This is a genomic window from Shinella sp. NM-101 (assembly GCF_021401195.1).
Lineage (GTDB): Bacteria > Pseudomonadota > Alphaproteobacteria > Rhizobiales > Rhizobiaceae > Shinella.
In genome coordinates this window covers 1-22,845 of record NZ_JACBFT010000024.1, presented here as the reverse complement: position 1 = coordinate 22,845, position 22,845 = coordinate 1, and the positions used below count along the sequence as shown (strand labels likewise).

The window sequence follows — 22,845 nt, the reverse complement described above, 5'->3', positions numbered from 1 at the left end:
CTTTAGAACCGTGGGCAGTATGCGGCCCGCAGGAACGAACGGCCCGCCGGAGGAACCGAGATGACGACGAAGACCTTCAACCAGCCGCTCGGCGGCAACGAGATGCCCCGCTTCGGCGGCCCGGCCACCATGATGCGCCTGCCGACGCAGCCGACCACCGAAGGGCTCGACGCCTGCTTCGTGGGCATTCCCATGGACATCGGCACGTCCAACAGGCCGGGCACGCGCTTCGGGCCGCGCCAGATCCGCACCGAGAGCTGCATGATCCGCCCCTACAACATGGCGACCCGCGCGGCCCCCTTCGACAGCCTCCAGGTGGCCGACATCGGGGACGTGGCGATCGATACGTTCAACCTGCCGAAATGCGTCGACATCATCACCGATGCCTATCGCGGCATCATCAAGGACGGCTGCAAGCCGCTGACGCTCGGCGGCGACCACACGCTCTCCTATCCGATCCTGCGCGCCATGGCGGAGAAATACGGCCCCGTCGGCCTCATCCATGTCGACGCCCATGCCGATATCAACGAGCACATGTTCGGCGAGCCCATCGCCCACGGCACGCCGTTCCGCCGCGCCGTCGAGGCCGGCGTGCTCAATACGAAGCGCTGCATCCAGATCGGCGTGCGCGGCACCGGCTATGCCGCCGACGATTTCGACTGGCCGCGCGAGCAGGGCTTCCGGGTCGTCCAGGTGGAAGAGTGCTGGCACAAGTCGCTGACGCCGCTGATGGAGGAGGTGCGCGCACAGATGGGCGACCGCCCGGTCTACCTCTCCTTCGACATCGACAGCCTCGACCCGTCGATCGCGCCCGGCACCGGCACGCCCGAGATCGCCGGCCTCAACACGATCCAGGCGCTGGAGATCATCCGCGGCTGCTGGGGCCTCAACCTCGTCGGCTGCGACCTCGTCGAGGTCTCGCCGCCCTACGATCCCTCCGGCAACACGGCGATAACGGCGGCGAACCTGCTTTTCGAGATGCTCTGCGTCCTTCCGGGCGTGCAGAGACGCTGACGCCGGGCGGGCTGCGCGTTGCACTTCCTCAGCCTTTCGGGCATGGATGCCGCGCGGCCACGCATACGGCCGAACCGTTTCGTTCCAAAAGGAGGACATCCATGATCAAGCGTATCAAGCCCGGCCAGCGCTTCTGCGGCGCCGTCGTCGTCAACGGCGTCGTCACCACGGCCGGCGTCACCGGCAAGGGCGCCGACACGGTCGCCCAGACCCGCGACATCCTGGCGCAGATCGACGCCCTGCTCGCCGAGGCCGGCACCTCCAAGGCCAAGCTGATAAGCGCGAGCATCTGGCTTCGCGACATCGCCCATTTCAGCCAGATGAACGAGGTCTGGGACCAGTGGGTCGACAAGGACAACCTGCCGGTCCGCGCCACGGTGGAAGCCCGCCTCGCCACGCCGGAACTGCTGGTCGAGATCCAGGTCACCGCGCTCGCCTGAGCCGGCCAGGAACGACAATCGGGGCCGGGGCTGCGGAAGCGGCCCCGGCCTTTTTCGTCAGCCCATGACGAGCGGCTGGCTGTGCAGGTAGCGCGCGACCTTGCGCTTGGCCGCGATGTCGGCCCAGACCAGCTCGACCTCGCCCGCCTTCAGCCCCGTCGCCTCCGCGATGGTTGCGGCCGGCACGGCGTTCTCCAGGCCGTAGAGGCAGATGTCCATCTTGTCGTAGGGCAGGGCGAAGTAGAATTCCTCCTGGGTCTGCGGCAGCGAATAGGTATCCGTCGTCGGCGGGCGGGAGAGGATCTCGGCGGGCACGCCGAGATAGGCGGCAAGCTGGTAGACCTGGGACTTGTAGAAATGGGCGATCGGCTTGATGTCGGCCGCGCCGTCGCCGTTCTTGACGAAGAAGCCCTGGTCGTATTCGAGCCGGTTCGGCGTGCCGAGCACGGCGAAGTTCAGCCGGTCGGCGTGATAGTATTCGAGCTGCTTGCGGGTGCGCTGCTTCATGTTCGTCGCCGCGACGATGCCGAGATAGGAGCCCGCGCCGAGGCGCACCTTGCGCGTCTCGCCATCAGGGGACCGCACGACAAGGGAGGAGATGTTGTAGCCGCCCGACGTCATCGGATTGTCGAAGACGATCTTGGAGGCCCAGCCGGCGCCGTATTCCGGCACCGCCTCGCGGATGAAGGCGTCGCGGCGCTCGTAGCAGCCCATGGCGGCAAGCGTCGGCCCGATGTCTTCCACCACGCTTTCGATGCCGAAGGTCTGCGCGACGCTGCGCCCGAGCCGCAGGCTCTCCGGGTCGGAATCGTTCTCCGGCATGAAGAGGGCGAAGACGTTCTTCGCCCCGAGGGCGCGCACCGCAAGCGCGGCCGAGAGGCTGGAATCGATGCCGCCGGAAAGGCCGAGCACGAGGCCGCGCTTGCGCAGATCGAGACGCAGCCGCGCCCGCATCCAGGCGGCGATGCGCTCGACCTCCGCTTCCGGATCGAGCACCAGCGGTGCGAAGGAGGGCGTGCGGGACATCGGTGCTGTCATGGGTTCGATCCTGTCAGAGGGCGGCGGCCAGCCTGCGGCTGGCCTTGCCGGATTCGGTTTTCGGCAGGAACTGCCGGAATTCGACGATCTTCGGGACCATGTGGTCCTCCAGGTTCTGCGCGCAGAAGCGCATGACGTCCCGCTCCGTCAGCGCCGGGTCGGTGGCGACGACGAGCGCCTTCACGGCCTCGCCGAGAACCTCGTGCGGCACGCCGACGACGAGCGCCTCCGCGACCCCCGGCATCCGGTGCAGCACGTCCTCCACCGCCTTCGGCGCGACCTTCTCGCCGCGCGACTTGATGATGTCGTCGGTGCGGGCGACGAAGGTGAGATAGCCGTCGGCGTCCGCCGTGAAGAGGTCGCCGGTATGAAGGCGGATCGTGCCGGTATTCGGATCGGGCCGAAGTGCCTTGCGGGTCGCCGCTTCGTTTTTCCAGTAGCCCCGCATCACGTTCAGGCCGCTCACCACCAGTTCGCCGACCGCGCCCGGCGGCACGGCCAGTCCGGCCTCGTCCACCACCTCGGCCCGCGTGCCGGGAATGGCGATGCCGACCGAGCCGCGCCGGGCGTCGATCTCCTTCGGCGGGAGATAGGTCGCGCGGGTGCATTCGGTCTGGCCGTACATGCAGAAAAGGCGGGCATGCGGCAGGAAGGCACGCAGCCAGTCGAGATGGGCGGGCGGCAGGGGCGCGGCCGCGCTCGTGACATAGCGCAGGCTCGCAAAGAGCGACGGATCGAGTTCGCGCGCCTGCATCATCATGGCGGCCATGGCCGGCACCAGCGCAAAGCCGGTGACGCGCTCGTCGCGGATCCTCTCGAAAACCGCCTGCGGAAAGGCGAAGGATTTTTCGATGACGAGCGTCGCGCCGCAAAGCATGGCGGTCACGAGCTGGTTGAGCCCGTAGCCGAAGGACATCGGCAGCACGACGAGGATCGTGTCGGCCGCAGTGTTGCCGAGATAGGCCGAGATCGAGCGTGCGGCCGCATCCATGTTCTCATGGGCCAGCATCACGCCCTTCGGCACGCCGGTCGAACCGGAGGTATAGATCAGGGCCGCAAGATCGGTGTCCGGAAAAGCTTCGCCGGCAAACGGCGCGGCCTCCAGCCCCGCTTCGAAGCTGCCCGCTGCGCCCGTCACCAGCCGCGGCACGGCGGAAAGCGCGTCGACATCCGCGACGAGCCTTTCGAGCCGCCCCTCCGCCACCACCATCGCAGGCGTGCAGTCCTGCTCGATGTGCTGGAGGCGGGGCGCCTTGGACGCCGGATTGACGGGGCAGATGACCGCCCCCGCCAGCCAGGTGGCGAGAACCGTCACCGCAGCCTGCCAGCCGTTGTCGAGCAGGATGAGGACGCGGTCGCCCCGGCGCAAGCCGCGGCTGCGAAGCGTCGTCGCCATGCGGGCGGCAAGGTCGAGAAAGCGGTCGTAGCTCAGCCGCACGTCGCCCGCGACGATTGCCGTCCTGGTCCCGTCGCGCGCAACGCTGTTGCGAAGATAATGCTCGATTCGCATGGCCGCTTCCGCCGTCAGGCCGCCTGCTTGCGGGCGATGAAGCCGGAGATCCGTTCGATCGTGTCGAGATTGGCGGGCACGATGTCGGCATCGGCAACCTTGATGGCGAACCGCTCTTCCAGGAAGCCCACGAGCTCGAGAATGCCGGTGGAATCGATGAGGTCGTTGTCGATCAGCGACAGATCCGCCGGCAGCGGATGGCTCTCGTCGCCGAACAGGAAATTCTCCACGATGAAGGCGCGGATTGCGGCCTGGGTCTCTGCGGTCATGCTCAGCTTGCCCCGATGTTCGATAAGGTTTGTGACGATTGCGCGGTGTCGGTTCCGCGCAGCAATTCGGTCGAAAGGATGCCGATGAAGGCCGCGTTGTCGCGGAAGCCGGCGACCTGTTTCCTGAGGACCTTTTCCTTCAGCTTGCCCACGGCCTGCACATTGAAAAGCCCGCTTTCCGCCAGCCGCTCCGGCGCCAGGACAGTGTCGAGGAATGCCGCGGCGCCGGAAAAGGCTTCGGCGTCCGGCGCGCGGTAGGGCTGCTTGGGGCGGTCGATGATCGCGGTCGGCACGATGCCGCGCGCGGCTTCCTTGAGGACGTGCTTCTCGCGCAGCCCGAGCAGCTTGGCATCGGGCGAAAGGCCTGCGGCGAAGGAAACGACCCGGTGATCGAGGAAGGGGAAGCGACCTTCGACCGCATTCGCCATCATCACGCGGTCGCCCTGGCTGGACAGGATATAGCCCGGCAGAAGGAAGGCCGTCTCGATATATTGCGCCTGATGCAACGGATGCCAGCGGGCGAAATCGGCCGGCAGGCGCCCGGCAAGGTCGGCGGCGGCATCGTAGTCGCCGATGGCCTCCTTGAGACCGGCGGAGAAGAACAGTTTCGCCGCGGCGGTGGACCGGAAGCGCTGCCGATGGGAATAGAGCGGGTCGTCGAGCGCTTCGGACCCGAAGGAAAAGAAGCGCGCGAGATATTCCGGCGTCTGCTGCCTGAGGCCCGGCAGGTAGGGATAGAGCCGCTGGAAGAGCTGCGTGCGCCGGGCCGATCCCGGCTGGCGCCCGCAGAAACGCCGCACCCGCGCTTCGCGGAAGATGTCGTAGCCCGCGAAGACCTCGTCCGCGCCCTCACCGGTCAGCACCACCTTCATGCCCCGCGCGCGCACCCGCGCCGACAGCAGGTGAAGCGGAACGGGCGCCGTGCGCAGGATCGGGCAGGCGACATGCCGCATGACATCCGGCATGCGCGCGACGATCTCTCCGCCGGTGCATTCGACGCTGTCGGCCTCGGCGTCGAGCGTCGCGGCAACCTGCCGCTGCCAGGCGCTTTCGTCGTGCTCGGCGCTGCGGAAGGTCAGGGAGAATGTCCTGAGACCATGCGTCACCCTTCGCGCCGCCAGCGCCGCGATGAAGGACGAGTCGAGGCCGCCGGAAAGGTAGGCGCCGACCGGCACGTCGGCCCGCAGGCGAATGCGCGTGGCATCGTCCAGCAGCGCGCGCAGTTCTTCGGCCTGCGTCTCCACCCGGCCGGCGGGGGGCGCATCGGCGCGGTCGGGATAGGAGAGTTGCCACCACGGCCGCACCGTGCGCCGGCCGTCCTGCACGATCATGACGTGACCGGGGGGAAGCTCGTGGATGCCGCGATAGGCGGTGCGCGGCGGAATGGGGCACCAGAGCGTGAAGATCTGGTCGAGCGCCAGCGGATCGATCTCCGCCGTCACGCCCGGCAGGGCGAGCAGCGCACCGATCTCGGAGGCGAAGAAGAGCATGCCGCCCTGCTCGGTATAGAAGAGGGGACGCACGCCCATGCGGTCACGGGCGAGCACCAGCGTGCGGCTGCGGACATCGTGCAGGGCGAAGGCGAAGTCGCCGTTGAAATCCGCAAGGCAGTCGAGGCCCTTCTGCGCATAGGAGGCGAGCAGCACCTCCGTGTCGCTGGTCGTGCGGAAGCGGTGGCCGCGCGCCTTCAGGTCCTCGCGAAGCTCCACGTAATTGAAGATCTCGCCGTTGAAGGAGACGGCAAGCCCGCCGTCCGCGCTGGTCATCGGCTGCGCCCCGTCGGCAAGGCCGACGATGGAAAGACGCGTATGGGCAAGGCCCGTTTCGCCACGAACGAGGATGCCGTCACCGTCAGGCCCGCGGTGGCGCAACGCCCCGACCATGCGGCCAAGGCGATCCACAGCCTCGCCGGGTGCGATGGTATTTCCGTTATATCCTGCTATCCCGCACATTGCAGCTACCCGAACCGATCGCCGATGAGGCGCGTCCAGCCTTCCCCGACGAGGCCGTTGAGAAAGGCCCTGCCCGACGTCATCGCCTCGAGAAGGGCGGGGTCGCGGGAGTGCACCACAGTGGAAGAGGCCTGGAGGAAGGCGCATTTCTTGCCGATCATCGCCTCCAGAAGCGCCGGCTGGGTCTGGCCGCGGATCGCGGCGAGACCGCGCTCGTGCGCATTGCGAAGAAGGCACTCGACGACGATCGATTCCTGGCCCGGCGCCGACAGGACCTGCACCGTCCGGCCTATGCCGCCGGCATCGCCATAATAGAGATACGCGCCGATCGCCTTGCCGGAGCGGGTCTTGACGAGATGCTGGACCCGCTCGCCATGCAGCGCCTTGCGCGCGGCGTGCCGGAGCATGGTCTCCAGCACCGGCCGCTCCCAGCGCGGGCGCAGGGAAAATCCCTGCACGACAAGCGGCAGGGCATCGATGAATTCGCCGTCGGAGGCCGGTTCGTCGAGGAACGCGTCCGCCTTGCCCGCGAGCGGCGTATAGTAGGTCCATGCCCGCGGCCTGCCGCGCCTGCACAGCACTGCATCGGCCGCCTTGGCAAGGGGCCTTGCCAGCCTTGCCGCCGCAACGCGCCGCGCAGCCGCCTCGACGGCGAAGGCGGCCGGTCGCAGGACGCGCAGCCATTCGAGGCTGTAGGGGCCGAGAACGCGCGCCCGCATGCTCCGCCACATATCGGTGGAGACGTCGTTCGACGTTTCGCTGAAGGAAAGGTCCTGCGGCCCCGACAGGACGTCACGCAGCAGGCGCGCGCCGGCGAACGGATCGCAGTCGCGGTCGTCGCTGACGAAGGAGCCGCAATTGGCCGCCAGAACACGACGTCCCTCGAATTCCATTTCCACGGGAAGAACGCCGATGAAGCCGGATACCGTGCCGTCGGCGCGGACATGGACGCGCGAGCCGAGGCGGGCGTCCCGGCTTTCGGCGCCGAGATAGAGCGCGCCGAGATAGTCCTTGAGATCGGCGCTTGCCGGGGCGCGGTCCTTGCGCAGCAGCCGCTGGAAAATATCCGCGACAGCGTCAACGTCACCGGCCTCGAATGAACGTACGTTCGACATTGAAATCCACTTAGAACCTGCCCGTTCCGGTTCCCGGCGTGCGGCCACCGCGACCTCTCCTTACGCGAGGAGCATGAAGAAAAGGTCAAAATGCCCGACTTGCCTTGCCGCGCCTTCGCGTGGCCGGCCTAAAGCTCGGTAGCCGGGGCAGGTGAGCGTAAATTACGGTAAATGATATGTTAACTCATCGAAAATACCATCGCGCCGAGCAGCCGTGATTCCCATCGTCACGGTCCGCAAGACCACCCAACGGTGCCGAAGCATGGTCGACAGCAACATTTCCCACGCCGAAAGAGAGGACGTGCAGAGCGCGGGCACCATTCCGCAGATCGATTTCGCGCATGTGTTTTCCGTCCTGCGCAACCGCTTCCTGATGATCGTCGCCCTCACGGCCCTTTTCTGCGTGGCGTCGGTCTTCCTTTCGCAGCTCATGAAGAACTATTACGTCTCCACCGTCAGCATCCTGGTGGACCCGGAAGGCTCGCGGATCGTGGACGGCGAGATCAACGGCGAGAGCCGCGCCACGGAGGCGCGCACCCTCAACCAGCAATACATCCTGACCTCCGTGAAGGTCCTTTCCGCGGTGGTGGAATCGCAGGGCCTTGCCGACGACCCGGATTTCGGCGCGGCGCAACCCTATGAGCCCGACCGGGAGAAGCGCACCCAGCGCGCGCTCGCCACGCTCCAGGGCGCGATCGCCGCCACGCTCAACAAGGCGAGCTTCGTCATCGACCTCTCCGTGACGTCGTACGATCCGGAAAAGGTCGCGCGGATCGCCAACGCGATCGCCGACACCTATATCCAGACCCGCCTCGAGATGAACAACGGGCTGGTGCGCCAGGCGACGACGGACCTTTCGGCCCAACTGGCGAGCCTGGAAAAGGCCGTCGAGGAAGGTGACCGCGCGATCCAGGCCTACAAGGCGGAACACAACCTCGTGGATGTCGCGGGCCGGCCGACCGCCGAGCAGCAGATCACCGACACCAATACCGAGATCACGCGCATTTCCGCGAGCATCGCGGAGAACGAGGCCCAGATCGCCGAGCTCGCCCGCGCGCGCTCCAACCCGGAATATCTGCGGTCGACGCCGGATTCCTCCCTGACGCCGGCGATCATCGAACTGCGCACGCGCTACCATACCGCGCTCGAGCAGCAGTCGGTGCTCCAGTCCTCCTTCGGCGAGCGCCATCCGTCCCTCATGAGCGCCAAGGCAAGGACGCGCGCGGTTTCCGCGCTTCTCGAAGGGCAGTTGAAGGACTTCACGACGGCGCTCGCCAGCAACGGCGAGAAGTTGAAGAACCAGCGCGAGCTGCTCCGCAAGAACCTTGCCGCGCTGAAGGGGAGCCTGAACGAGTCGGACCAGTCGATGGTTCGCCTGCGCGAGCTGGAGCGCAAGCTCGCCAGCGACCGCGCGGTCTACGAATCCTTCCTGCTGCGCACCCGCCAGCTCTCCGGCCAGGAACGCACGGTCAGCGAGAATCCGCAAATCATCTCGGTCGCGCAGGTGCCGCTGACCAAGGCGGGCCCCAAGCGCTCCCTCATCATCGCCGGCGCGACGGTGCTCGGCCTGTTGCTCGGCTGCGGCATCGCGCTCGCCCGTGACCGCAAGCCGCTTGAGGACGACCGGCCGGAAGAGGCAGCCGACGCGGCAAGGCGCCCGGCCGGGGAACGCCTGCCGTCGCGGCTGCTTGGATGGCTGCGCCGCCGCAGGAAACGGGAACGGGCGCCTCCGGCGCACGACGACGCCGACCGGCAGCACACCCTGGCCTTTCCGCTGCCGCGCAATGCGCGGCAGGCGCCATCCGGAGACGCCGTGGAGGGCAGCCATTTCGACATCGCGCAGCAGCTCGTCGCGGAAGCCGAGGGCCGGTCGAACTACTCGGTCGTCCTCTACTCCACGCAGGTGCAGGGCAATGCCGCCCGCACCGTCTTCCAACTGGCGCGCACGGCCGCCCGTTCCGGCAGCTCGGTTCTCCTCGTCGATGCGGACGCCGAAGCCGCCTTGACGCGGCAGGCATCGGCCGTGGGGCTTCCCGGCCTGCTCGATTCCGTCTCCCTCCAGAGAATAGAGGGGGATTTCGTCACTCTCTCCGACACGGGAGGCTTCTGGCTGATGCCGGCGGGGCGCAGGTCGCCCCGTGTCTCGACACGGCGGGGCACCGAAACGGGCGCCCTGGTGGACTGGCTGGAGGCGAGCGGGTGCCGCTTCGATCTCGTCATCGTCCATGCCGGGCGTTTCGACCAGCAAAAGCCCGTTCCCGCCGTGGAAATCGCAGCGGACCGCTTCGCCGTCCTGGGAAGCCGGTTCAGCCGGAAAAGCGTTGAAAGCGCGGTTTCGCTCCTCAGGCAGCGCGGCCTGACGCCGGTCGGCCCGATCATCGTTCAGGAGGAGCAGCGCAGCGTTCCGCGCGCCGGCTGAGAGCCTGGCCCGGAAGCAACGCCCCCGCGCATGGGCGAAAGGTAATGAAGGGCAATCTTATATTGCTATTAAACATACCTTCAATATGCAGGCGCCCCGGCGGCGGCGGGCAGCCGTTTTCCCGCTGCGTTATCGATATCGAGACGAACGCGCGCTAACGTGGCGAAGGGACGCCGCTCTACCTGCGGTTTCCCATCGATTCGTCGTGCCCGGGGGTTGATCGTGCCTGTCGTCGAAGGAAAACCGGAAATCGTGACCGCCATCGCGGCGCCGCGCTGGCGTCCCGTGGCCGGGGTTCCTCGCATCGTCGGCTTCCCCGTCTTCCATGCATCGGGGTATCGATGAGCGCCGTGACGCCCATATCGCGTGTCGTCCTGCTCAACGACTTCTCCATCGCACGGGGCGGAGCGACCACGCTCGTGCTCCTGCTCCTGCGGCTTTTGAGGGCACGCGGCATTTCCGTCACGATGATCGCCGGAGACGACGGCGACAACCCCGCATTCGCCGAACTCGGCGTCGATGTCGTGACGCTCGGCCAGAAGGCCCTTCTCGGCGGCAATCCGCTCGCATCCGCGGTCAACGGCATCAACAACCGCTCCGCAAGCGCGCTGCTTTCGGACTGGATCGACCGGAACGACACGCCGGGCACGGTCTACCACACGCATGTCTGGTCCCAGATCCTGTCCCCTTCGATCTTCGTGCCGCTGCGCAGGGTCGCCGGACGCACGGCCATCCACGCGCACGATTTCTTCCATGCCTGCCCGAACGGCGCCTTCATGAACTATCGCCGGGAGGAAAGATGCATGCGCGTGCCGCTTGGTGCGGGCTGCATCGCTACTCACTGCGACCGGCGCTCCTACGCGCAGAAGCTGTGGCGTACCGCCCGGCAGGCACGGCTGTTCTCCGCCATGGGGCGGGACGTGCCGTGGGGCAGGATCGTCCTCATCCATGAAAAGATGATCGAGGGTTTCACGCGCGCCGGGTACCGGGCACGCGACCTGCGGGCGGTGCGCAACCCCGCCATGCCGTTCGTCGCCGGCCGCATCGCCGCCGAACGCAACGAAAGCTTCTTCTTCATCGGACGCCTCGAGCAGGAAAAGGGCGCGCAGGATGCACTCGCCGCGGCGCGCCTGGCCGGCGTGCCGCTCGAGATCATCGGCGATGGTCCCATGCGCGCCGAACTGGAGGCGCAATATCCGGAAATGCGGTTCCACGGCTGGCGCGAGCAGGCGGAAATCGGCGGATTGATCGGCAAGGCGAGGGCGCTCGTCATTCCCTCTCGCCTTCCCGAGCCCTTCGGCCTCGTGGCCGCGGAAGCGGCCGCGAGCGGCGTTCCCCTCATCCTGACGGACATGGCCTTCCTGGCCGACGAGGTGGTCGAGCGGGGGATGGGCGTCGCCTGCAACACGCAGGACAACGCCGCCTTCGCCGCAGCGCTTCGCGCGATGGCCGGCATGGCGCCGGAGGCGATGCGCGGAATGAGCGAGCGCGCGCGCGCGAACGGAATGACCCTCGCCAATACGCAGGACGCCTGGGCCGAAGCGCTGATCGACCTCTACGCGGAGTTGCTGGGCGCCGGCCGCCCGCGGAGCCAGCCGTCCTCAGCCCTCGCCCGCGCAGGACGTGAAAGAGCCTAGGAAAGCGAGCGCAGGCGTCGTTTCACCCCGCGGTAGACGCGGCGCCAGAGCGGCAATTGTCCATCGAGCCAGAGAACGTTGACGGGCAGGGACGCCATGGTCCTTTCGCCGGCGCGAAGCGGTGCGTCCGGCTTGGTGACCTCGTAGAAGCATTCCCGGTCGGGCCATTCATAGCCGGCATCCCAGGTCCAGGCATCATGGGCCTCGTATAGCTGCTTCAACTCGCTGCAAAGCGCCTTGTCGGTCGGCAGCATGGCGGATGCCAGGCCGAGGCGCGGGACGTTCCTCTCCATGAAGTGAAGCACCCTGTCGCTGACATAGCCCGTCACGAACAGGCGGAAATCCTTCTGCTGCCGCAAGGCGGAAACGGCCCGGTAGACCTGAACATGTTCCTCGTGGCCGTACTCGCCCCAGGGATTGTGGGTGACGACCAGATCGCCGTCGTCGAGATGCTCGCGCAGCGCGTCCATCACCAGCCGGAAATTCCGTGCATAGGCACCGTCGCGGCCGCAGCGGATGCCGTGGGCGGTTTCCACGGGCCGGCGCCAGTCCGCCATCTGGTAGACGCGGGCTTCGGTTATATCGAGGCTGACCACCGATTTCAGCGGGAACTGGCGAAGAAGGGCACGCCGGCCTGCGCTGACCTGCGCGCTTTCCGGACTGTCGCCGTAGCACATGATGATCTTCTTCGCGCAAGCAAGCAGGGAGCTCGCCCACAATATCTCGTCGTCGGGATGGGCCACGACGACGATACAATCCTTGAAATCATCGAAATTCATTGTCGAACAGATCTCTACCAGCAATTTTTCTTGAGAAGGAAGCCACGAAAACATTAAGAAAGTGGCGCGTGGCAGTCATGAGATACCGATCCGGCCGGCATGACGCATTCTTGCTTCAAATCAGGCCTGCCATCGGGTAAAACCCGGTCGATTTTTAGTGAATCGTTAATCCTGTTTGCGTTTCCACCCCCGGTTTTTCCCGGATTCGATCAGGAAATACCTTCCGGATAGGCTTTTACTCGAAGTCTAACGATCCTTTTCACGGTTTCTCGATATTGTTGGCGTAACCCTCGCTGGAATACACAACCAGCCCGAGGGAGTTCGCGGTGAAGGTCGCCCTGGTTCATTATTGGCTCGTCGGCATGCGCGGTGGCGAGAAGGTTCTCGAAACCTTCTGCGACATCTTCCCCGAGGCCGACATCTTCACCCTCGTCGCCGATCCGGAAAAGCTGTCGCCGAAGATCCGGCGCCACAAGCTGACCACGTCCTTCCTCCAGAAGATCGGCGGGCGGAAGCATTACCAGAAGATGCTGCCTCTCATGCCATACGCGCTGGAATCCCTCGACCTGACCGAGTACGATCTCGTCATTTCCAGCGAGGCGGGCCCGGCCAAGGGCGTCATCACGCGGCCGGATGCCGTGCATGTCTGCTACTGCCATTCGCCCATGCGCTACATATGGGACCTCTATCCCCAGTACATGGCCGAGTCCGGCTTCCTCGCGCGCACCGTGCTGGCGCTTGCCGCGCCGAAGCTGCGGCAATGGGACGTCACGACCTCCCACCGCGTCGACCATTTCATCGCCAACTCCGGCTATGTCGCAAAGCGCATCGAGAAGTTCTACCGGCGCGACGCGGCCGTCATCCATCCGCCCGTCGAGGTCAGCCGCTTCAGGATCTCCGACGGCCCGAAGGACTACTATCTGTGCGCCGGCCAGATCACGCCATACAAGAAGATCGAGCTGGCGGTCGCCGCCTGCACGCAGATGAACCTTCCGCTCGTCGTGCTCGGCGACGGCGCCTCCGCCAAGCTCAGGCAATCGGCCGGCCCGACGGTGCAGTTCCTCGGATCGGTATCGGATGCGGAGATGGAGGCCCATTTCTCCGCCTGCAAGGCGCTCCTTTATCCGGGCGTCGAAGATTTCGGCATCGTGCCGCTCGAAGTGATGGCGAGCGGCCGCCCGGTGATCGCCTTCGGCCGGGGCGGGGCGCTGGAGACGGTGGTGGACGGCAAGACCGGCCTCTTCTTCCACGAGCAGAGCGTCGAGGCCCTGATGGCCGCGCTCGCCCGTTTCGAGAAGGAGGCCGGCCGGTTCTCCCCGGCGGAAATCCGCGCCCACGCCCTCAAGTTCGAACCGCGGCGCTTCGAAAGGGAGCTTCGCAGGTTCCTTGGCAACCTTCCTGGATTCGCCATGACGGCGGAAAACATGAGGCTTACGGCATGAAAGCGCAAACCGGCATGACGCCGATCGTGTTCAACGGCAAATTTCTGGCGGCGGCCCCGACAGGCGTCCACCGCGTCGCCCAGGAGCTCATCCAGGCGCTGGACCGCCTTCTGGCGCCTCTGGACGGCGCGCCCGAGACGCTCGTGCTCGCCCCCGCGACGGCGAAAAGGAACCTTGCGCTCTCAAGGACGCGGATCGTCAGGACGAGCTTTCTGAGCGGCATCGCCAAGGACATTCCCTGGGAGCAGATCAGCCTTCCCTGGCTGGCGCGCAAGGGCACGCTGGTCAGCCTGTGCAATCTCGGGCCGGTTCTTCACCCGCGCGCCGTGACGATGATCCACGACGCGCAGGTGCACCTGACGCCGCAATCCTATTCGCGGGGCTTTCGCCTCTGGTACAAGTTCCTCCAGCCCCTCGTCGGGCGGACGAACCGGCAGATACTGACGGTCTCGGAATATTCCAAGCAGCAGCTCGTGCGCTACGGCGTCGCGCCGGCCGACAGGATCACGGTCATCCACAACGGCTGCGACCACGTCCTGGCGTACCGCCCCGCTGACAGCGTCATCGCCGCAAACGGCCTGGAAAAGGGCCGCTATGTCCTGGCGCTGGCCAACACCCAGGCACACAAGAACATCCCGGTATTGCTGGAGGCCTTTGCGGATCCACGTCTCGGCGACATGACGCTCGTGCTGTTCGGCGCCGCCTCGCGCGAGGACTTCCAGCGCCTCGGCGCGTTTGTGCCGGAAAACGTGCGCTTCATCGGCCATGTCGACGACGCTCAGCTTGCCGCGCTGATGATCCATGCCTGCGCCTTCGCCTGCCCCTCGACCACCGAAGGCTTCGGCCTGCCGCCGCTCGAAGCGATGATCCTCGGCTGTCCGGCCGTCGTCGCCCCCTGCGGCGCCCTGCCGGAAGTCTGCGGCGAGGCCGCGCTGACCGCCGATCCGCACGACGCCGGCCGCTGGGTCGAGCAGATCCGCGCGCTTGCCGACAATGCCGAACTCTCGGCCCGGATGCGGGACGCCGGGCGGCGCCAGGCCGCCACGTTCACCTGGGAAAACGCCGCGCGCAAGCTGGCGCACGTCCTCGGCCTGCCGCTTGCCGATCGCGACGCGGCAGACACGGCTCCAGAACGGATAGCGGCGGAATAATACCGGCGGCAGGATGATGCCGCGGTTCGGTCAGGGATGAAACTGCCGCGCGGTCTTCTCGAGCTCGGCCTGCCAATATTGCCGGGCCGGTGCGGTCGTCAGGTTGTGGTCGGCGTCGGCGAGGAAGGCAAGGCTCGTATTGTCGTAGCGTGCGAGCAGATACCCCCGCTTGCCGAAGCGCGCTTCGAGATTGGGCACGCCGATGTCGCCCTCGCTATAGATCAGCGATACCCGCGTCCCGTTCGCGGCGACGGCCTTGAAATCGCGCGCCGCCGCGGTCACGTTGCGTGACAGGAACGGGAAGCGCACAAGAAGCGGCAATGCGGTCGCGGTGCCTTTGGCAAGGATCATCCGCGACAGGTTGCGCACGCCCCGCACCACATTGACTTCCCCTCGCAGGACCCGTTTCCAGAATCCGCCGCTGCGCATTTTTTCGCCATAGCTGGCGAGCGGCTGGAGCGACGCGTTGATGAGGGCATCGACGTCCGTATCCGGTGCCAAGGCGAAGTCGAACGGGTTGACGGGAACGACGGCCTTGACCGCCCCGTAGCGGATCGCGCTTCTGAAGGCGGTGTAGCCGCCGCTGCAGCGGCCGGTCAGGACGACCGGCGAGAGCCCGCGCGCCTCCAGGAAGGCCAGCGCCTCGCCGACATCGCTGACGAGGCTTTCGCTGTACATGACCTGCGCGGGCGCCTGCGGGCAGGGCGGGCTGTCCGCGACATTGGCGAAGTCGAAACGGAAGGCCGGAATGCCCGCGCGCGCGAGGTCCCGGCAGATGCGGGTGGTGATCCGGCCCCATCCCGACATGCGGTCGTAACCGGTCGACAGCATCATCACCGTCGCGCCCCGGCGCGGGCCTTGCGGCTCGCACAGCACGCCATAGAGGCGCTCGCCCTCGCCGAAGCGGACGGGCGTCTCCGTAAAGCCGTCGCCGGCAAGCGGCCGGCTTTCCGGCAACGCCGGCGCGGCGGGGGTCTGCGTCCCCTTCAGGCCGCATGCCCAGTCCACCAAGCGGCCGATCGCCGCGCGCGGCGGAATGGACAGCAGCACGTCGCGGACGAAGAGGTCGTAACCCTCGAACGGCGCGGTCCGCACCTGCACTCCGAGCGAACCCAAGTGGTCGAGGAAGGCGGCATCGGCGCGCCCTTCCGGGGACAGGACGAGGACCTCCGCGGCGGCCGGCTTGTCCGTCCGGGAGATGTCGAGGGCGCGGATACCGGCGAGAATGGCGTCCGGAATGGTCTGCTCGCCCATGGCCGGCCCGCCGGGCGGCGTCGCATGCTTGATCGCGCCGTGATCGGCGATGCGGCTGAGGGCCATGAATTCGCGCACCCAGCGGCGGCCGGAGGTCGCCGGCGCGGCCATGGCGATGCCCGCGACGTCGTCGATCATCTCGGCCGCGCGCCATGCCAGCGCAGCCCCGATGCCGTGCCCCATGAGCAGCAGGCGCCTGCCTCCCGAAAGATCGCGAAGCGCCGCCGCCGCAGAGGCGATGCTTTGCAGCCAGATGTCGAGACCGGCGGAGCAGTCCTCCGGGTCGAGTGCGTCGCCCGTCCCCGGAAAGTCGAAGCGCAGGCTGGCGATACCCTGGCGTCCCAGGTCCTCGGCCAGCAGCCGCCAGAACTTGCGGGCGCACAATTCCTCGAACCCCCAGGAACCGACGAACAGCACGGCTATATCGCTCGCCTGTACGCGCGCATCGGCAGGCGTATAGAGGCCGACGGTTCCGGCGAACGTGACGGGACGGCCGGCCTCTGCGGGCCTTTCCCCGGCCTTTTCCGCAGCAGGCGCCGCGGGCAGGGGAGGGATATTTCGAGCGGACGTGCCGTGCATTGCCAATTTTCCCGATACACCGATCTGCCGGAATTTCAATCGGCCATAGCAAAGCGGAATTTCATTAAGAAACCGGGACCGGATCGCGACTTCGCGTTGCACATCGCACAAATCTTCGCCATTCGAACTCCGAAGCACGGCAAGCCATTTACGCTCTGCTCACCAAGACGGGCTCCGGGCGGCCCTTCAGCCGGCTGTTTAAGCAATTATGCAGAAGTTGCACCTATTAAAATCGTCGTGCGCCTTGAATTTCCCGCGCCCGTTCTGTCTCAGGAGGCAATCTCGATGGTTGGTGAAACGCCCAGGAACGACCTCGTTTTCGGCGGTTCCGGCTTCATCGGAACGCATCTTGTGCGCCGGCTGGCGGGCGAGGGGCACCGTGTCGTCTCGGTCGACATCCGGCCGCCGCGCGAAAGGCTGGACGGCGTGACCTACCTGACGGGCGATGTCCGCGATCTCGCGGCCTTCGACCCCGGGATGCGCATCGACCGCATCTACAATCTCGCGGCCGTTCACACGACGCCGGGACATCCCGCGCACGAATACTACGAGACGAACATCCTCGGCGCGACGTCGATCACGGCGCTTGCACGGCGCCTCGACATCCGCGACATCGTGTTCACCAGCTCCATCTCCGTCTACGGCCCGGGGGAGGAGACCAAGCGCGAGGACTCCAGGCCGGCGCCGGAATCGCCCTATGGCTGGTCGAAATACATGGCCGAGCGCATCCAGACGGCATGGCTGGAGGAGGACGACAGCCGCCGTCTCGTCATATGCCGCCCCGCCGTCATCTTCGGTCCCGGCGAAGGCGGCAACTTCACGCGCATGGCGAAACTGCTGAAGAAGGGCTTCTTCGTCTATCCCGGCCGCAAGGATACGATCAAGGCCTGCTTCTATGTCGGGGACCTGCTGGACGCCATCGAGCTCGCCACCCGGCGAGAAGAGCGTCTCGTCCTCTTCAACGGCTGCTATCCCGATCGCTATACGCTCGAACAGATCGTCGAGGCGTTCCGCGCGCAGCACATGCGCGGCGCCAGGACCTTCCTCGTACCGCGCGGCGTGGTGACGCTGGCCGCGACGCTCCTGCGGCCCTTCTCCGTCATGGGCCTCGGCATCCATCCCGACCGCGTCATGAAGCTCGTGCGCTCGACGGACGTGGTGCCCGGCTGGCTGGAGACGGTGGGCGAGGCGACGCGGGGAAGGCTTCCCTCTGCCATCGACAGGTGGAACGCCGAAAGCGGCGGCCGCTTCGTCTAGCAATCGCGCGAACCCTGCAATGCCTCGAGTGAACAAGGACCGGACATGAACATGCGCAAGGACGGCCTGACCATAGCCGTCGCCATAGCCACGGCGGGACGCCGGGATATTCTGACGCAGACCATCACGTTCCTCAACAACCAGGAGCGCAAGCCCGACGAGTTCTTCGTCTGCCCGTCGCGCCCGGACGACGTGGACGTCGAGGCGCTGTCCGCCTACCACGGGAGCATCGAGATCCTGCCGGGCCCGGTCGGCCTGCCGCATCAACGCAACGTGATGATCGCGGCCTCCAGGGCCGACGTTGTCGTCTTCTTCGACGACGATTTCCTGCCTGCCGCGAATTTCCTTACGGAAGTCGAGAAGCTGTTTGCGGACAATCCGGACATCATGGTCGCCACCGGCTACGTCATCGCGGACGGCGCGCGCGGCGCGGGGCTGGAATTCGACGAAGGCCGCAGGCTGCTGGAGGCGGATGTCCTTCGCCGCCCGCCCGCCATCTCCCCGACATTCAACGGCTACGGCTGCAACATGGCCATCCGCCTTGCGCCGGTGCGCGAACATGCCATCCGCTTCGACGAGAACCTGCCGTTCTACGCCTGGCTGGAGGACCTCGACTTCTCCCGGCAGCTTGCCGCCTATGGCAGGATCGTGCAGGCCGACCAGTTGCGCGGCGTGCATCTTGGAACCAAGAAGGCCGGCCGAAGCCCCGGCAAGCGGCTCGGCTATTCGCAGATCGCCAACCGGATCTACATCCAGCGGAAAGGCAACATGTTCTGGTATCAGGCCTGGGGCGGCAGCATCAGGAATTTTGCCTCCAACCTCGTCCGCAGCTTCAACCCGGAACCCTGGGTCGACCGTCGCGGCCGGCTGCACGGCAACGTCCTTGCCCTGCGCGATTTCTTTACCGGCCGGCTCGACCCGCGCAACATCCTCGACATGTAGGGGCCGAAAGGCCCCCCGTTACCGCCGGAAATAGGCCGTTGCCTTGCCGGCGAGATAGGATTCGAGCCCATCGGGCCGCCCCGTCACCCACCAAAGCCCGTACAATCCCGCGACATAGAGCATGCCGTAGACGAGGCCGACGACCGCGATGGCCGGGTAGAGGTAGGGGCCGGACTGCGTGAGATCGGGCACGCCATAAAGGAACGCGACGGCGGGAACGAGCGCGACCATGGGATAGAGGCTGCTGCGGAGCTGGTCGCGGATCGGGATGCCGGCGACGGATCGCACCGAGTAGAGCGTCATCATCAGCAGCGCCACGCCCGCGCCCGCCTTCGCGGCGATGGCGCCGGAAATCCCGTAGAAGATGATGCCGACCACGGTGAGCGGCACGCGCGCCGCCAGTTCGACCAGCGAGCGGAAAGCCACGAGGCGGGGCCGGTCCAGCACGAGCACCAGCGCGGACATGGGAACGGTCGGCAGGACGAAGAGGCTCGTCAGGGCGACACCCGCGAGGATGGGGGCGCCGCTCGCCCAGGCAGGCCCGAGCAGGATATGGATCACCGGGCCGGCCATCAGCGCGATGAAGCACATCACCGGCGCCATCAGCATGACGATGCCGGAGCAGGCCTTGAGATAGGCGCCGACCAGGCTGCCCTTCTCGCGCGCATTGACCAGCGCCGAAAACAGCGGGACCGCCGTCGGCTGGACGATCGCCTGGAAAGGCAGCCCCGCGATGTCGTTGGCCGTCGTGAAGCGCCCGAAGGAGGTGACGTCGATATAGATGGGCAGGATGAGGCGGTCGACCTGCCAGTTGAGCGCCGAGACGATCTGCGACAGGAAGTTCCAGCCCGTCATGTTGGAGAAGATCGGCCAATCGGCCAGCGAGAGGCGCGGGCGCATGGGCGCCATCACGTAGGAGACGATCATCATCACGACGGGCGCGGAGATCGTGCCGGCCGCCACGGCCCAGTAATTTCCCGTGCTCACGGCGATGAAAATGGCGATGGCGCCCGCGGCGGCCTTGCCGAGAAGTTCGAGCGCGCCCTTGCGACGGAAATCCAGTGCTTTCTCGAAGATTACCATGCGAGGGCTGATCAGGCCGCGGGCCGCGGGCGCGAGCGCCAGGGTGCAGATGAGCGGCATCAGGCGCGGGTCGCCGTAAAGGGAGGCGAGCGGCCACGACAGCGCGGCCATCAGGCCGGCGACGAGAAGGCCGCGGATCAGGCCCAGCGTGAAGGCCGTGTCATACATGCGGTCCGTCACCTGCGGCAGGCGGACGAGGACGAATGTCAGCGGCAGCTCCAGGATGGCCTCGACGATGTAGATGACGGTCATCGCCGTCGCCACCAGGCCGAAGTCGGCCGGCCCCAGCAGGCGGGCGAGGACGAGCAGGACCGCGAAATCGATCAGGCGGGAGGACAGCCGCGCTCCGACGGTCCAGATTCCGGCCCGGATCGTCCGCGCGGAGAGGGAAGCGCCATCGGCGGCAGTCATGGGCGGGGCCTTTCCGGATAGGCGAAGGACAGGGAATGGGCGGGCAGGGCCCGCGCGGGAACCGGCCAAGCGGTCGCCGCCGCGAGGGCATAGATGCAGGCGTTCATGATGCCGAAATCGGCTGACGTGCCGACCAGCGTCGCCATGATGAGCACGGGCGGCATATAGAAGCGCACGGCGTTGAGGATGGCCGCGCCGGTCGCATCGCCCGGCCGCGCCCGGCGCAGGAAGGTCTGGAGCATGAAGCCGTAATAGAGCAGCCCGCCGACGACGCCGCTGTTGCTGAACACGGCGACGATCCCGTTCGAGGCGCGGGTCGCGCCCATGCCGACGCCGAGCCCCCAGGTATCCCACAGCGCCTGCAGGGAAACCGCCGTCCACATGCTGCGCTCCTCGTAGGAGTCCGAGGCGGTCTTCTGGAAGATGATCGTGTCGATCAGCTTCAGGAACGGATCAAAGGCCTTGGGATAGACGAGCGCCAGCAGATAGACGGCGCCGAAGCCCAGAAGGACTGCCCAGAACTCCACCACCAGCCCCTCCCGCGCCACGCTTCCCTTGCCCGCCGTCAAAAGGCGCCAGAACCATTCGGCAGCGGCCACGCAGCCGAAGACGGCGATGCCCGCATAGGCCGCGGACGAGGTCGAAAGCAGCGAGAAGAACGTCAGCAGCACGATGAGGAAGGGCGCGCCGTAGAGCCGCAGCCAGGGCGCGGCGATCGCACGGCGGAAGAAGTAGATCGCCGAGAGGAACGACACCGCCAGCGACCCGTAGGTCGAGGCTTCCGGCATCAGGCCCACGACGCGCTTGACGTCGGCAATGTCGACATCCGTCAGATAGGAATATTGGGCGGTGCGGAACATGTCGAGATAGGGGCCGAGGCCCGCCAGGTCGACAATGCCCGTCAGCACGACGAGGCACCCGCCGACGCAAAGGGCGGAGAGCAGGTGCTGGCGCGCAGGCGCCGAACGGAAGGCCAGCGCACAGGCGAGCACCGTCACGATCGAGATCGTCAGGTACATGAGCTGCGAGATGTTCTGCTGCGTGGGATAGAGCGGAATGCCGCTGGTCCATTCCTCCAGCCGCATCGGGATGATCGTCACATGGCCCGCGAAGATCCGCGGCATGAACAGCGTGACCCAGACGGCGACGAGCCAGAACAGGAACAGCAGCAGGCACTGGGACGGCCTCAGAGCAATGTCCAGCATCCGCGACAGGCCGTTCGCCCCGCCGGCATAGATGAAGACGATGGCGAGGGCGACGATCGGGGGAGGGGTGAAGCTCAGGCCCTGCGTGATCTCCGGCGGGATGACCGCGAAGGAGCCGAAGGACATCGAGCCGAACAGCAGGTAGAAGATGAACGGCCCCCGGCTTGCCATTCCGACGAGCAGCAGTACCCAGAACAGAATGACGGGTATGAAGTCCATTTCGCGTCCTTTGAAGGCCGCCCGCACGCAGCACGGGTCCATCAGGTAACGACCAAAGCACAGCGCCGTGAATCTTTGCTTAAATCCTGCCCGCGCAGCTTCTCCAGCCGCCGGTTTTCACGTCCCGCCATGCAGGGCGGCGATCCATCCCGAAGTGAGACACAATCCGCCGGAACCGCATCCTCAGCGTGCAAACTTCATGCAGCCGTTAAATGTCTAACGGATTTTTCAACCGGCTTCTCATCCTTGCCGCCTATGTTGCCGCCAGGGTTTGAGTGGAATGGAGCGAAAATCTTGGTTTTGAAGCTACTCGTGGCAGGTGCCGTCGCGCTTGCCGTACGCCGCACGTCGGATAGTCCCTTCGCGCGGCAGCGTGTGAGAACGGTGTGCAAGCGTGCGCCGGACCTTGCGATGCGGGATGCCCCGATCGAGCCGGACTGGATTCTCGAAGGCGCGCCGAGGGCGCGCGCGGCCGACCATGTGCGCAGCGCGGACGATTCCGCGTTCTCCGCCTTGTGGGATTGCACCGCCGGTACCTTCCGCTGGTATTTCCATTGGGACGAGACGGTCGTCATCCTCGAAGGCGAGGTTCATATCACCGACGAGGACGGGACTTCCTATACGTTGCGGGCCGGGGACATGGGCTATTTCGCCGCCCGCACCTGGGCGACCTGGCGCATCGACGACTATGTGAAGAAGGCCGCCTTCATCCGCCGCCCGTTCCCTTCACCCGTCGCGGCGCTCTATCGAATGCGCAATGCCTTGCGGCAGAAGCAGCCGAGCTTCTGACGGAGCGGGGTGGTTCGAGATTGTGGCGGAGTGCCGGGCACCATGAAGGCGGCCGCGGCATTCGCATCCAGGTGCTCGCCTGGCGCCACGTAACGCGGTAGAACGCAGGGCCGGGCAGAGACTGCTCCTCCGGCCGGCATTGCCCGCTCCAGCATCAGGATGGAATGGATGAGCATGAAGATCGTACCCGTGATCATGGCCGGCGGCAAAGGGACGCGGCTTTGGCCGCTGTCGCGCGCCTCGGCGCCCAAGCAGTTCCTGGAGTTCCTCGGCGAGACGACGCTCTTCCAGAAGTCGCTGGCGCGCGTTGCCGACAAGGCGCTCTACGCCCCGCCCGTCG

The 22,845-nt window shown here is 66.4% G+C and carries 19 protein-coding genes; 10 read left to right on the top strand and 9 right to left on the bottom strand.

Annotated features, from left to right (window positions below):
- Positions 1 to 60: 60 nt before the first annotated feature.
- On the top strand, positions 61 to 1,014 hold the full coding sequence (speB, locus tag L0976_RS26320) for an agmatinase (protein WP_234189870.1): 954 nt from the start codon (positions 61 to 63) through the stop codon (positions 1,012 to 1,014).
- Positions 1,015 to 1,115: 101 nt separating this feature from the next.
- Positions 1,116 to 1,454, top strand: a complete 339-nt coding sequence (locus L0976_RS26315) for a RidA family protein (RefSeq protein WP_203315711.1) — start codon at positions 1,116 to 1,118, stop codon at positions 1,452 to 1,454.
- Positions 1,455 to 1,511: 57 nt separating this feature from the next.
- Here L0976_RS26315 and nadE read toward each other — a convergent pair whose 3' ends face one another.
- From nadE to L0976_RS26290, 5 genes are read right to left on the bottom strand one after another with little or no spacing between them, the layout of a single operon-like run.
- Complete coding sequence (gene nadE / locus L0976_RS26310; RefSeq protein WP_234189869.1) at positions 1,512 to 2,492, bottom strand: NAD(+) synthase; 981 nt, start codon at positions 2,490 to 2,492, stop codon at positions 1,512 to 1,514.
- Between the two features lie 13 nt (positions 2,493 to 2,505).
- Positions 2,506 to 4,002 (bottom strand): class I adenylate-forming enzyme family protein, encoded by a 1,497-nt coding sequence (locus tag L0976_RS26305; RefSeq protein ID WP_234189868.1) that lies wholly within the window; start codon positions 4,000 to 4,002, stop codon positions 2,506 to 2,508.
- A 14-nt stretch (positions 4,003 to 4,016) separates the two neighbouring features.
- Positions 4,017 to 4,271 carry an acyl carrier protein gene (locus L0976_RS26300; RefSeq protein WP_203315708.1) on the bottom strand — a complete coding sequence of 85 codons (255 nt, stop codon included), beginning with the start codon at positions 4,269 to 4,271 and terminating at the stop codon, positions 4,017 to 4,019.
- A 2-nt stretch (positions 4,272 to 4,273) separates the two neighbouring features.
- Positions 4,274 to 6,223 (bottom strand): asparagine synthase (glutamine-hydrolyzing), encoded by a 1,950-nt coding sequence (gene asnB, locus L0976_RS26295; RefSeq protein ID WP_234189867.1) that lies wholly within the window; start codon positions 6,221 to 6,223, stop codon positions 4,274 to 4,276.
- Positions 6,224 to 6,228: 5 nt separating this feature from the next.
- The gene (locus L0976_RS26290) at positions 6,229 to 7,338 is read right to left on the bottom strand and encodes a hypothetical protein (protein WP_234189866.1); all 1,110 of its coding nucleotides are present in this window, start codon (positions 7,336 to 7,338) and stop codon (positions 6,229 to 6,231) included.
- 262 nt (positions 7,339 to 7,600) lie between these two features.
- On the opposite strand from L0976_RS26290, the gene L0976_RS26285 reads away from it, so the two are divergent.
- A complete protein-coding gene (locus L0976_RS26285) occupies positions 7,601 to 9,757 on the top strand; it encodes an exopolysaccharide transport family protein (protein ID WP_234189865.1) in 2,157 nt (718 codons plus the stop codon).
- A 341-nt stretch (positions 9,758 to 10,098) separates the two neighbouring features.
- Positions 10,099 to 11,394: a glycosyltransferase family 4 protein gene (locus tag L0976_RS26280; RefSeq protein WP_234189864.1), complete on the top strand. Its 1,296-nt coding sequence runs from the start codon at positions 10,099 to 10,101 to the stop codon at positions 11,392 to 11,394.
- Here the strand turns inward: L0976_RS26280 and L0976_RS26275 are convergent.
- Positions 11,391 to 12,173, bottom strand: a complete 783-nt coding sequence (locus L0976_RS26275; protein ID WP_234189863.1) for a PIG-L family deacetylase — start codon at positions 12,171 to 12,173, stop codon at positions 11,391 to 11,393. The two genes, L0976_RS26280 and L0976_RS26275, sit on opposite strands and share 4 nt — an antisense overlap.
- 326 nt (positions 12,174 to 12,499) lie before the next feature.
- On the opposite strand from L0976_RS26275, the gene L0976_RS26270 reads away from it, so the two are divergent.
- Positions 12,500 to 13,615 carry a glycosyltransferase gene (locus tag L0976_RS26270; RefSeq protein WP_203315702.1) on the top strand — a complete coding sequence of 372 codons (1,116 nt, stop codon included), beginning with the start codon at positions 12,500 to 12,502 and terminating at the stop codon, positions 13,613 to 13,615.
- Positions 13,612 to 14,766, top strand: a complete 1,155-nt coding sequence (locus L0976_RS26265; RefSeq protein WP_203315701.1) for a glycosyltransferase family 1 protein — start codon at positions 13,612 to 13,614, stop codon at positions 14,764 to 14,766. The genes L0976_RS26270 and L0976_RS26265 overlap by 4 nt, the downstream gene beginning before the upstream one ends.
- A gap of 30 nt (positions 14,767 to 14,796) precedes the next feature.
- On the opposite strand, the gene L0976_RS26260 is transcribed toward L0976_RS26265, so the two are convergent.
- Entirely contained in the window at positions 14,797 to 16,599 is a 1,803-nt protein-coding gene (locus L0976_RS26260; RefSeq protein ID WP_234189862.1) for an alpha/beta fold hydrolase, read from the bottom strand.
- Between the two features lie 285 nt (positions 16,600 to 16,884).
- On the opposite strand from L0976_RS26260, the gene L0976_RS26255 reads away from it, so the two are divergent.
- Entirely contained in the window at positions 16,885 to 17,856 is a 972-nt protein-coding gene (locus L0976_RS26255; RefSeq protein ID WP_234189861.1) for an NAD(P)-dependent oxidoreductase, read from the top strand.
- Positions 17,857 to 17,901: 45 nt separating this feature from the next.
- The gene (locus L0976_RS26250; protein ID WP_234189860.1) at positions 17,902 to 18,798 is read left to right on the top strand and encodes a glycosyltransferase family 2 protein; all 897 of its coding nucleotides are present in this window, start codon (positions 17,902 to 17,904) and stop codon (positions 18,796 to 18,798) included.
- 18 nt (positions 18,799 to 18,816) lie between these two features.
- Here the strand turns inward: L0976_RS26250 and L0976_RS26245 are convergent, their stop codons facing one another.
- Together L0976_RS26245 and L0976_RS26240 are read right to left on the bottom strand one after the other, a co-directional pair.
- Entirely contained in the window at positions 18,817 to 20,292 is a 1,476-nt protein-coding gene (locus tag L0976_RS26245; protein WP_234189859.1) for an oligosaccharide flippase family protein, read from the bottom strand.
- Positions 20,289 to 21,716 carry a hypothetical protein gene (locus tag L0976_RS26240; RefSeq protein ID WP_203315697.1) on the bottom strand — a complete coding sequence of 476 codons (1,428 nt, stop codon included), beginning with the start codon at positions 21,714 to 21,716 and terminating at the stop codon, positions 20,289 to 20,291. Before L0976_RS26240 ends, L0976_RS26245 begins: the two co-directional genes overlap by 4 nt.
- Before the next feature lie 294 nt (positions 21,717 to 22,010).
- Between L0976_RS26240 and L0976_RS26235 the strand changes: the two genes are divergently transcribed.
- Positions 22,011 to 22,505 (top strand): cupin domain-containing protein, encoded by a 495-nt coding sequence (locus L0976_RS26235; RefSeq protein ID WP_233290576.1) that lies wholly within the window; start codon positions 22,011 to 22,013, stop codon positions 22,503 to 22,505.
- A 168-nt stretch (positions 22,506 to 22,673) separates the two neighbouring features.
- On the top strand, positions 22,674 to 22,845 hold a 172-nt coding region (locus L0976_RS26230; protein ID WP_255696232.1), incomplete at its 3' end, for a sugar phosphate nucleotidyltransferase.

Coding starts and splice junctions, on each gene's coding strand:
- speB (WP_234189870.1), top strand. CDS start 61: ATGACGACGAAGACCTTCAACCAGCCGCTCGGCGGCAACGAGATGCCC.
- L0976_RS26315 (WP_203315711.1), top strand. CDS start 1,116: ATGATCAAGCGTATCAAGCCCGGCCAGCGCTTCTGCGGCGCCGTCGTC.
- nadE (WP_234189869.1), bottom strand. CDS start 2,492: ATGACAGCACCGATGTCCCGCACGCCCTCCTTCGCACCGCTGGTGCTC.
- L0976_RS26305 (WP_234189868.1), bottom strand. CDS start 4,002: ATGCGAATCGAGCATTATCTTCGCAACAGCGTTGCGCGCGACGGGACC.
- L0976_RS26300 (WP_203315708.1), bottom strand. CDS start 4,271: ATGACCGCAGAGACCCAGGCCGCAATCCGCGCCTTCATCGTGGAGAAT.
- asnB (WP_234189867.1), bottom strand. CDS start 6,223: ATGTGCGGGATAGCAGGATATAACGGAAATACCATCGCACCCGGCGAG.
- L0976_RS26290 (WP_234189866.1), bottom strand. CDS start 7,338: ATGTCGAACGTACGTTCATTCGAGGCCGGTGACGTTGACGCTGTCGCG.
- L0976_RS26285 (WP_234189865.1), top strand. CDS start 7,601: ATGGTCGACAGCAACATTTCCCACGCCGAAAGAGAGGACGTGCAGAGC.
- L0976_RS26280 (WP_234189864.1), top strand. CDS start 10,099: ATGAGCGCCGTGACGCCCATATCGCGTGTCGTCCTGCTCAACGACTTC.
- L0976_RS26275 (WP_234189863.1), bottom strand. CDS start 12,173: ATGAATTTCGATGATTTCAAGGATTGTATCGTCGTCGTGGCCCATCCC.
- L0976_RS26265 (WP_203315701.1), top strand. CDS start 13,612: ATGAAAGCGCAAACCGGCATGACGCCGATCGTGTTCAACGGCAAATTT.
- L0976_RS26260 (WP_234189862.1), bottom strand. CDS start 16,599: ATGCACGGCACGTCCGCTCGAAATATCCCTCCCCTGCCCGCGGCGCCT.
- L0976_RS26255 (WP_234189861.1), top strand. CDS start 16,885: ATGGTTGGTGAAACGCCCAGGAACGACCTCGTTTTCGGCGGTTCCGGC.
- L0976_RS26250 (WP_234189860.1), top strand. CDS start 17,902: ATGAACATGCGCAAGGACGGCCTGACCATAGCCGTCGCCATAGCCACG.
- L0976_RS26245 (WP_234189859.1), bottom strand. CDS start 20,292: ATGACTGCCGCCGATGGCGCTTCCCTCTCCGCGCGGACGATCCGGGCC.
- L0976_RS26240 (WP_203315697.1), bottom strand. CDS start 21,716: ATGGACTTCATACCCGTCATTCTGTTCTGGGTACTGCTGCTCGTCGGA.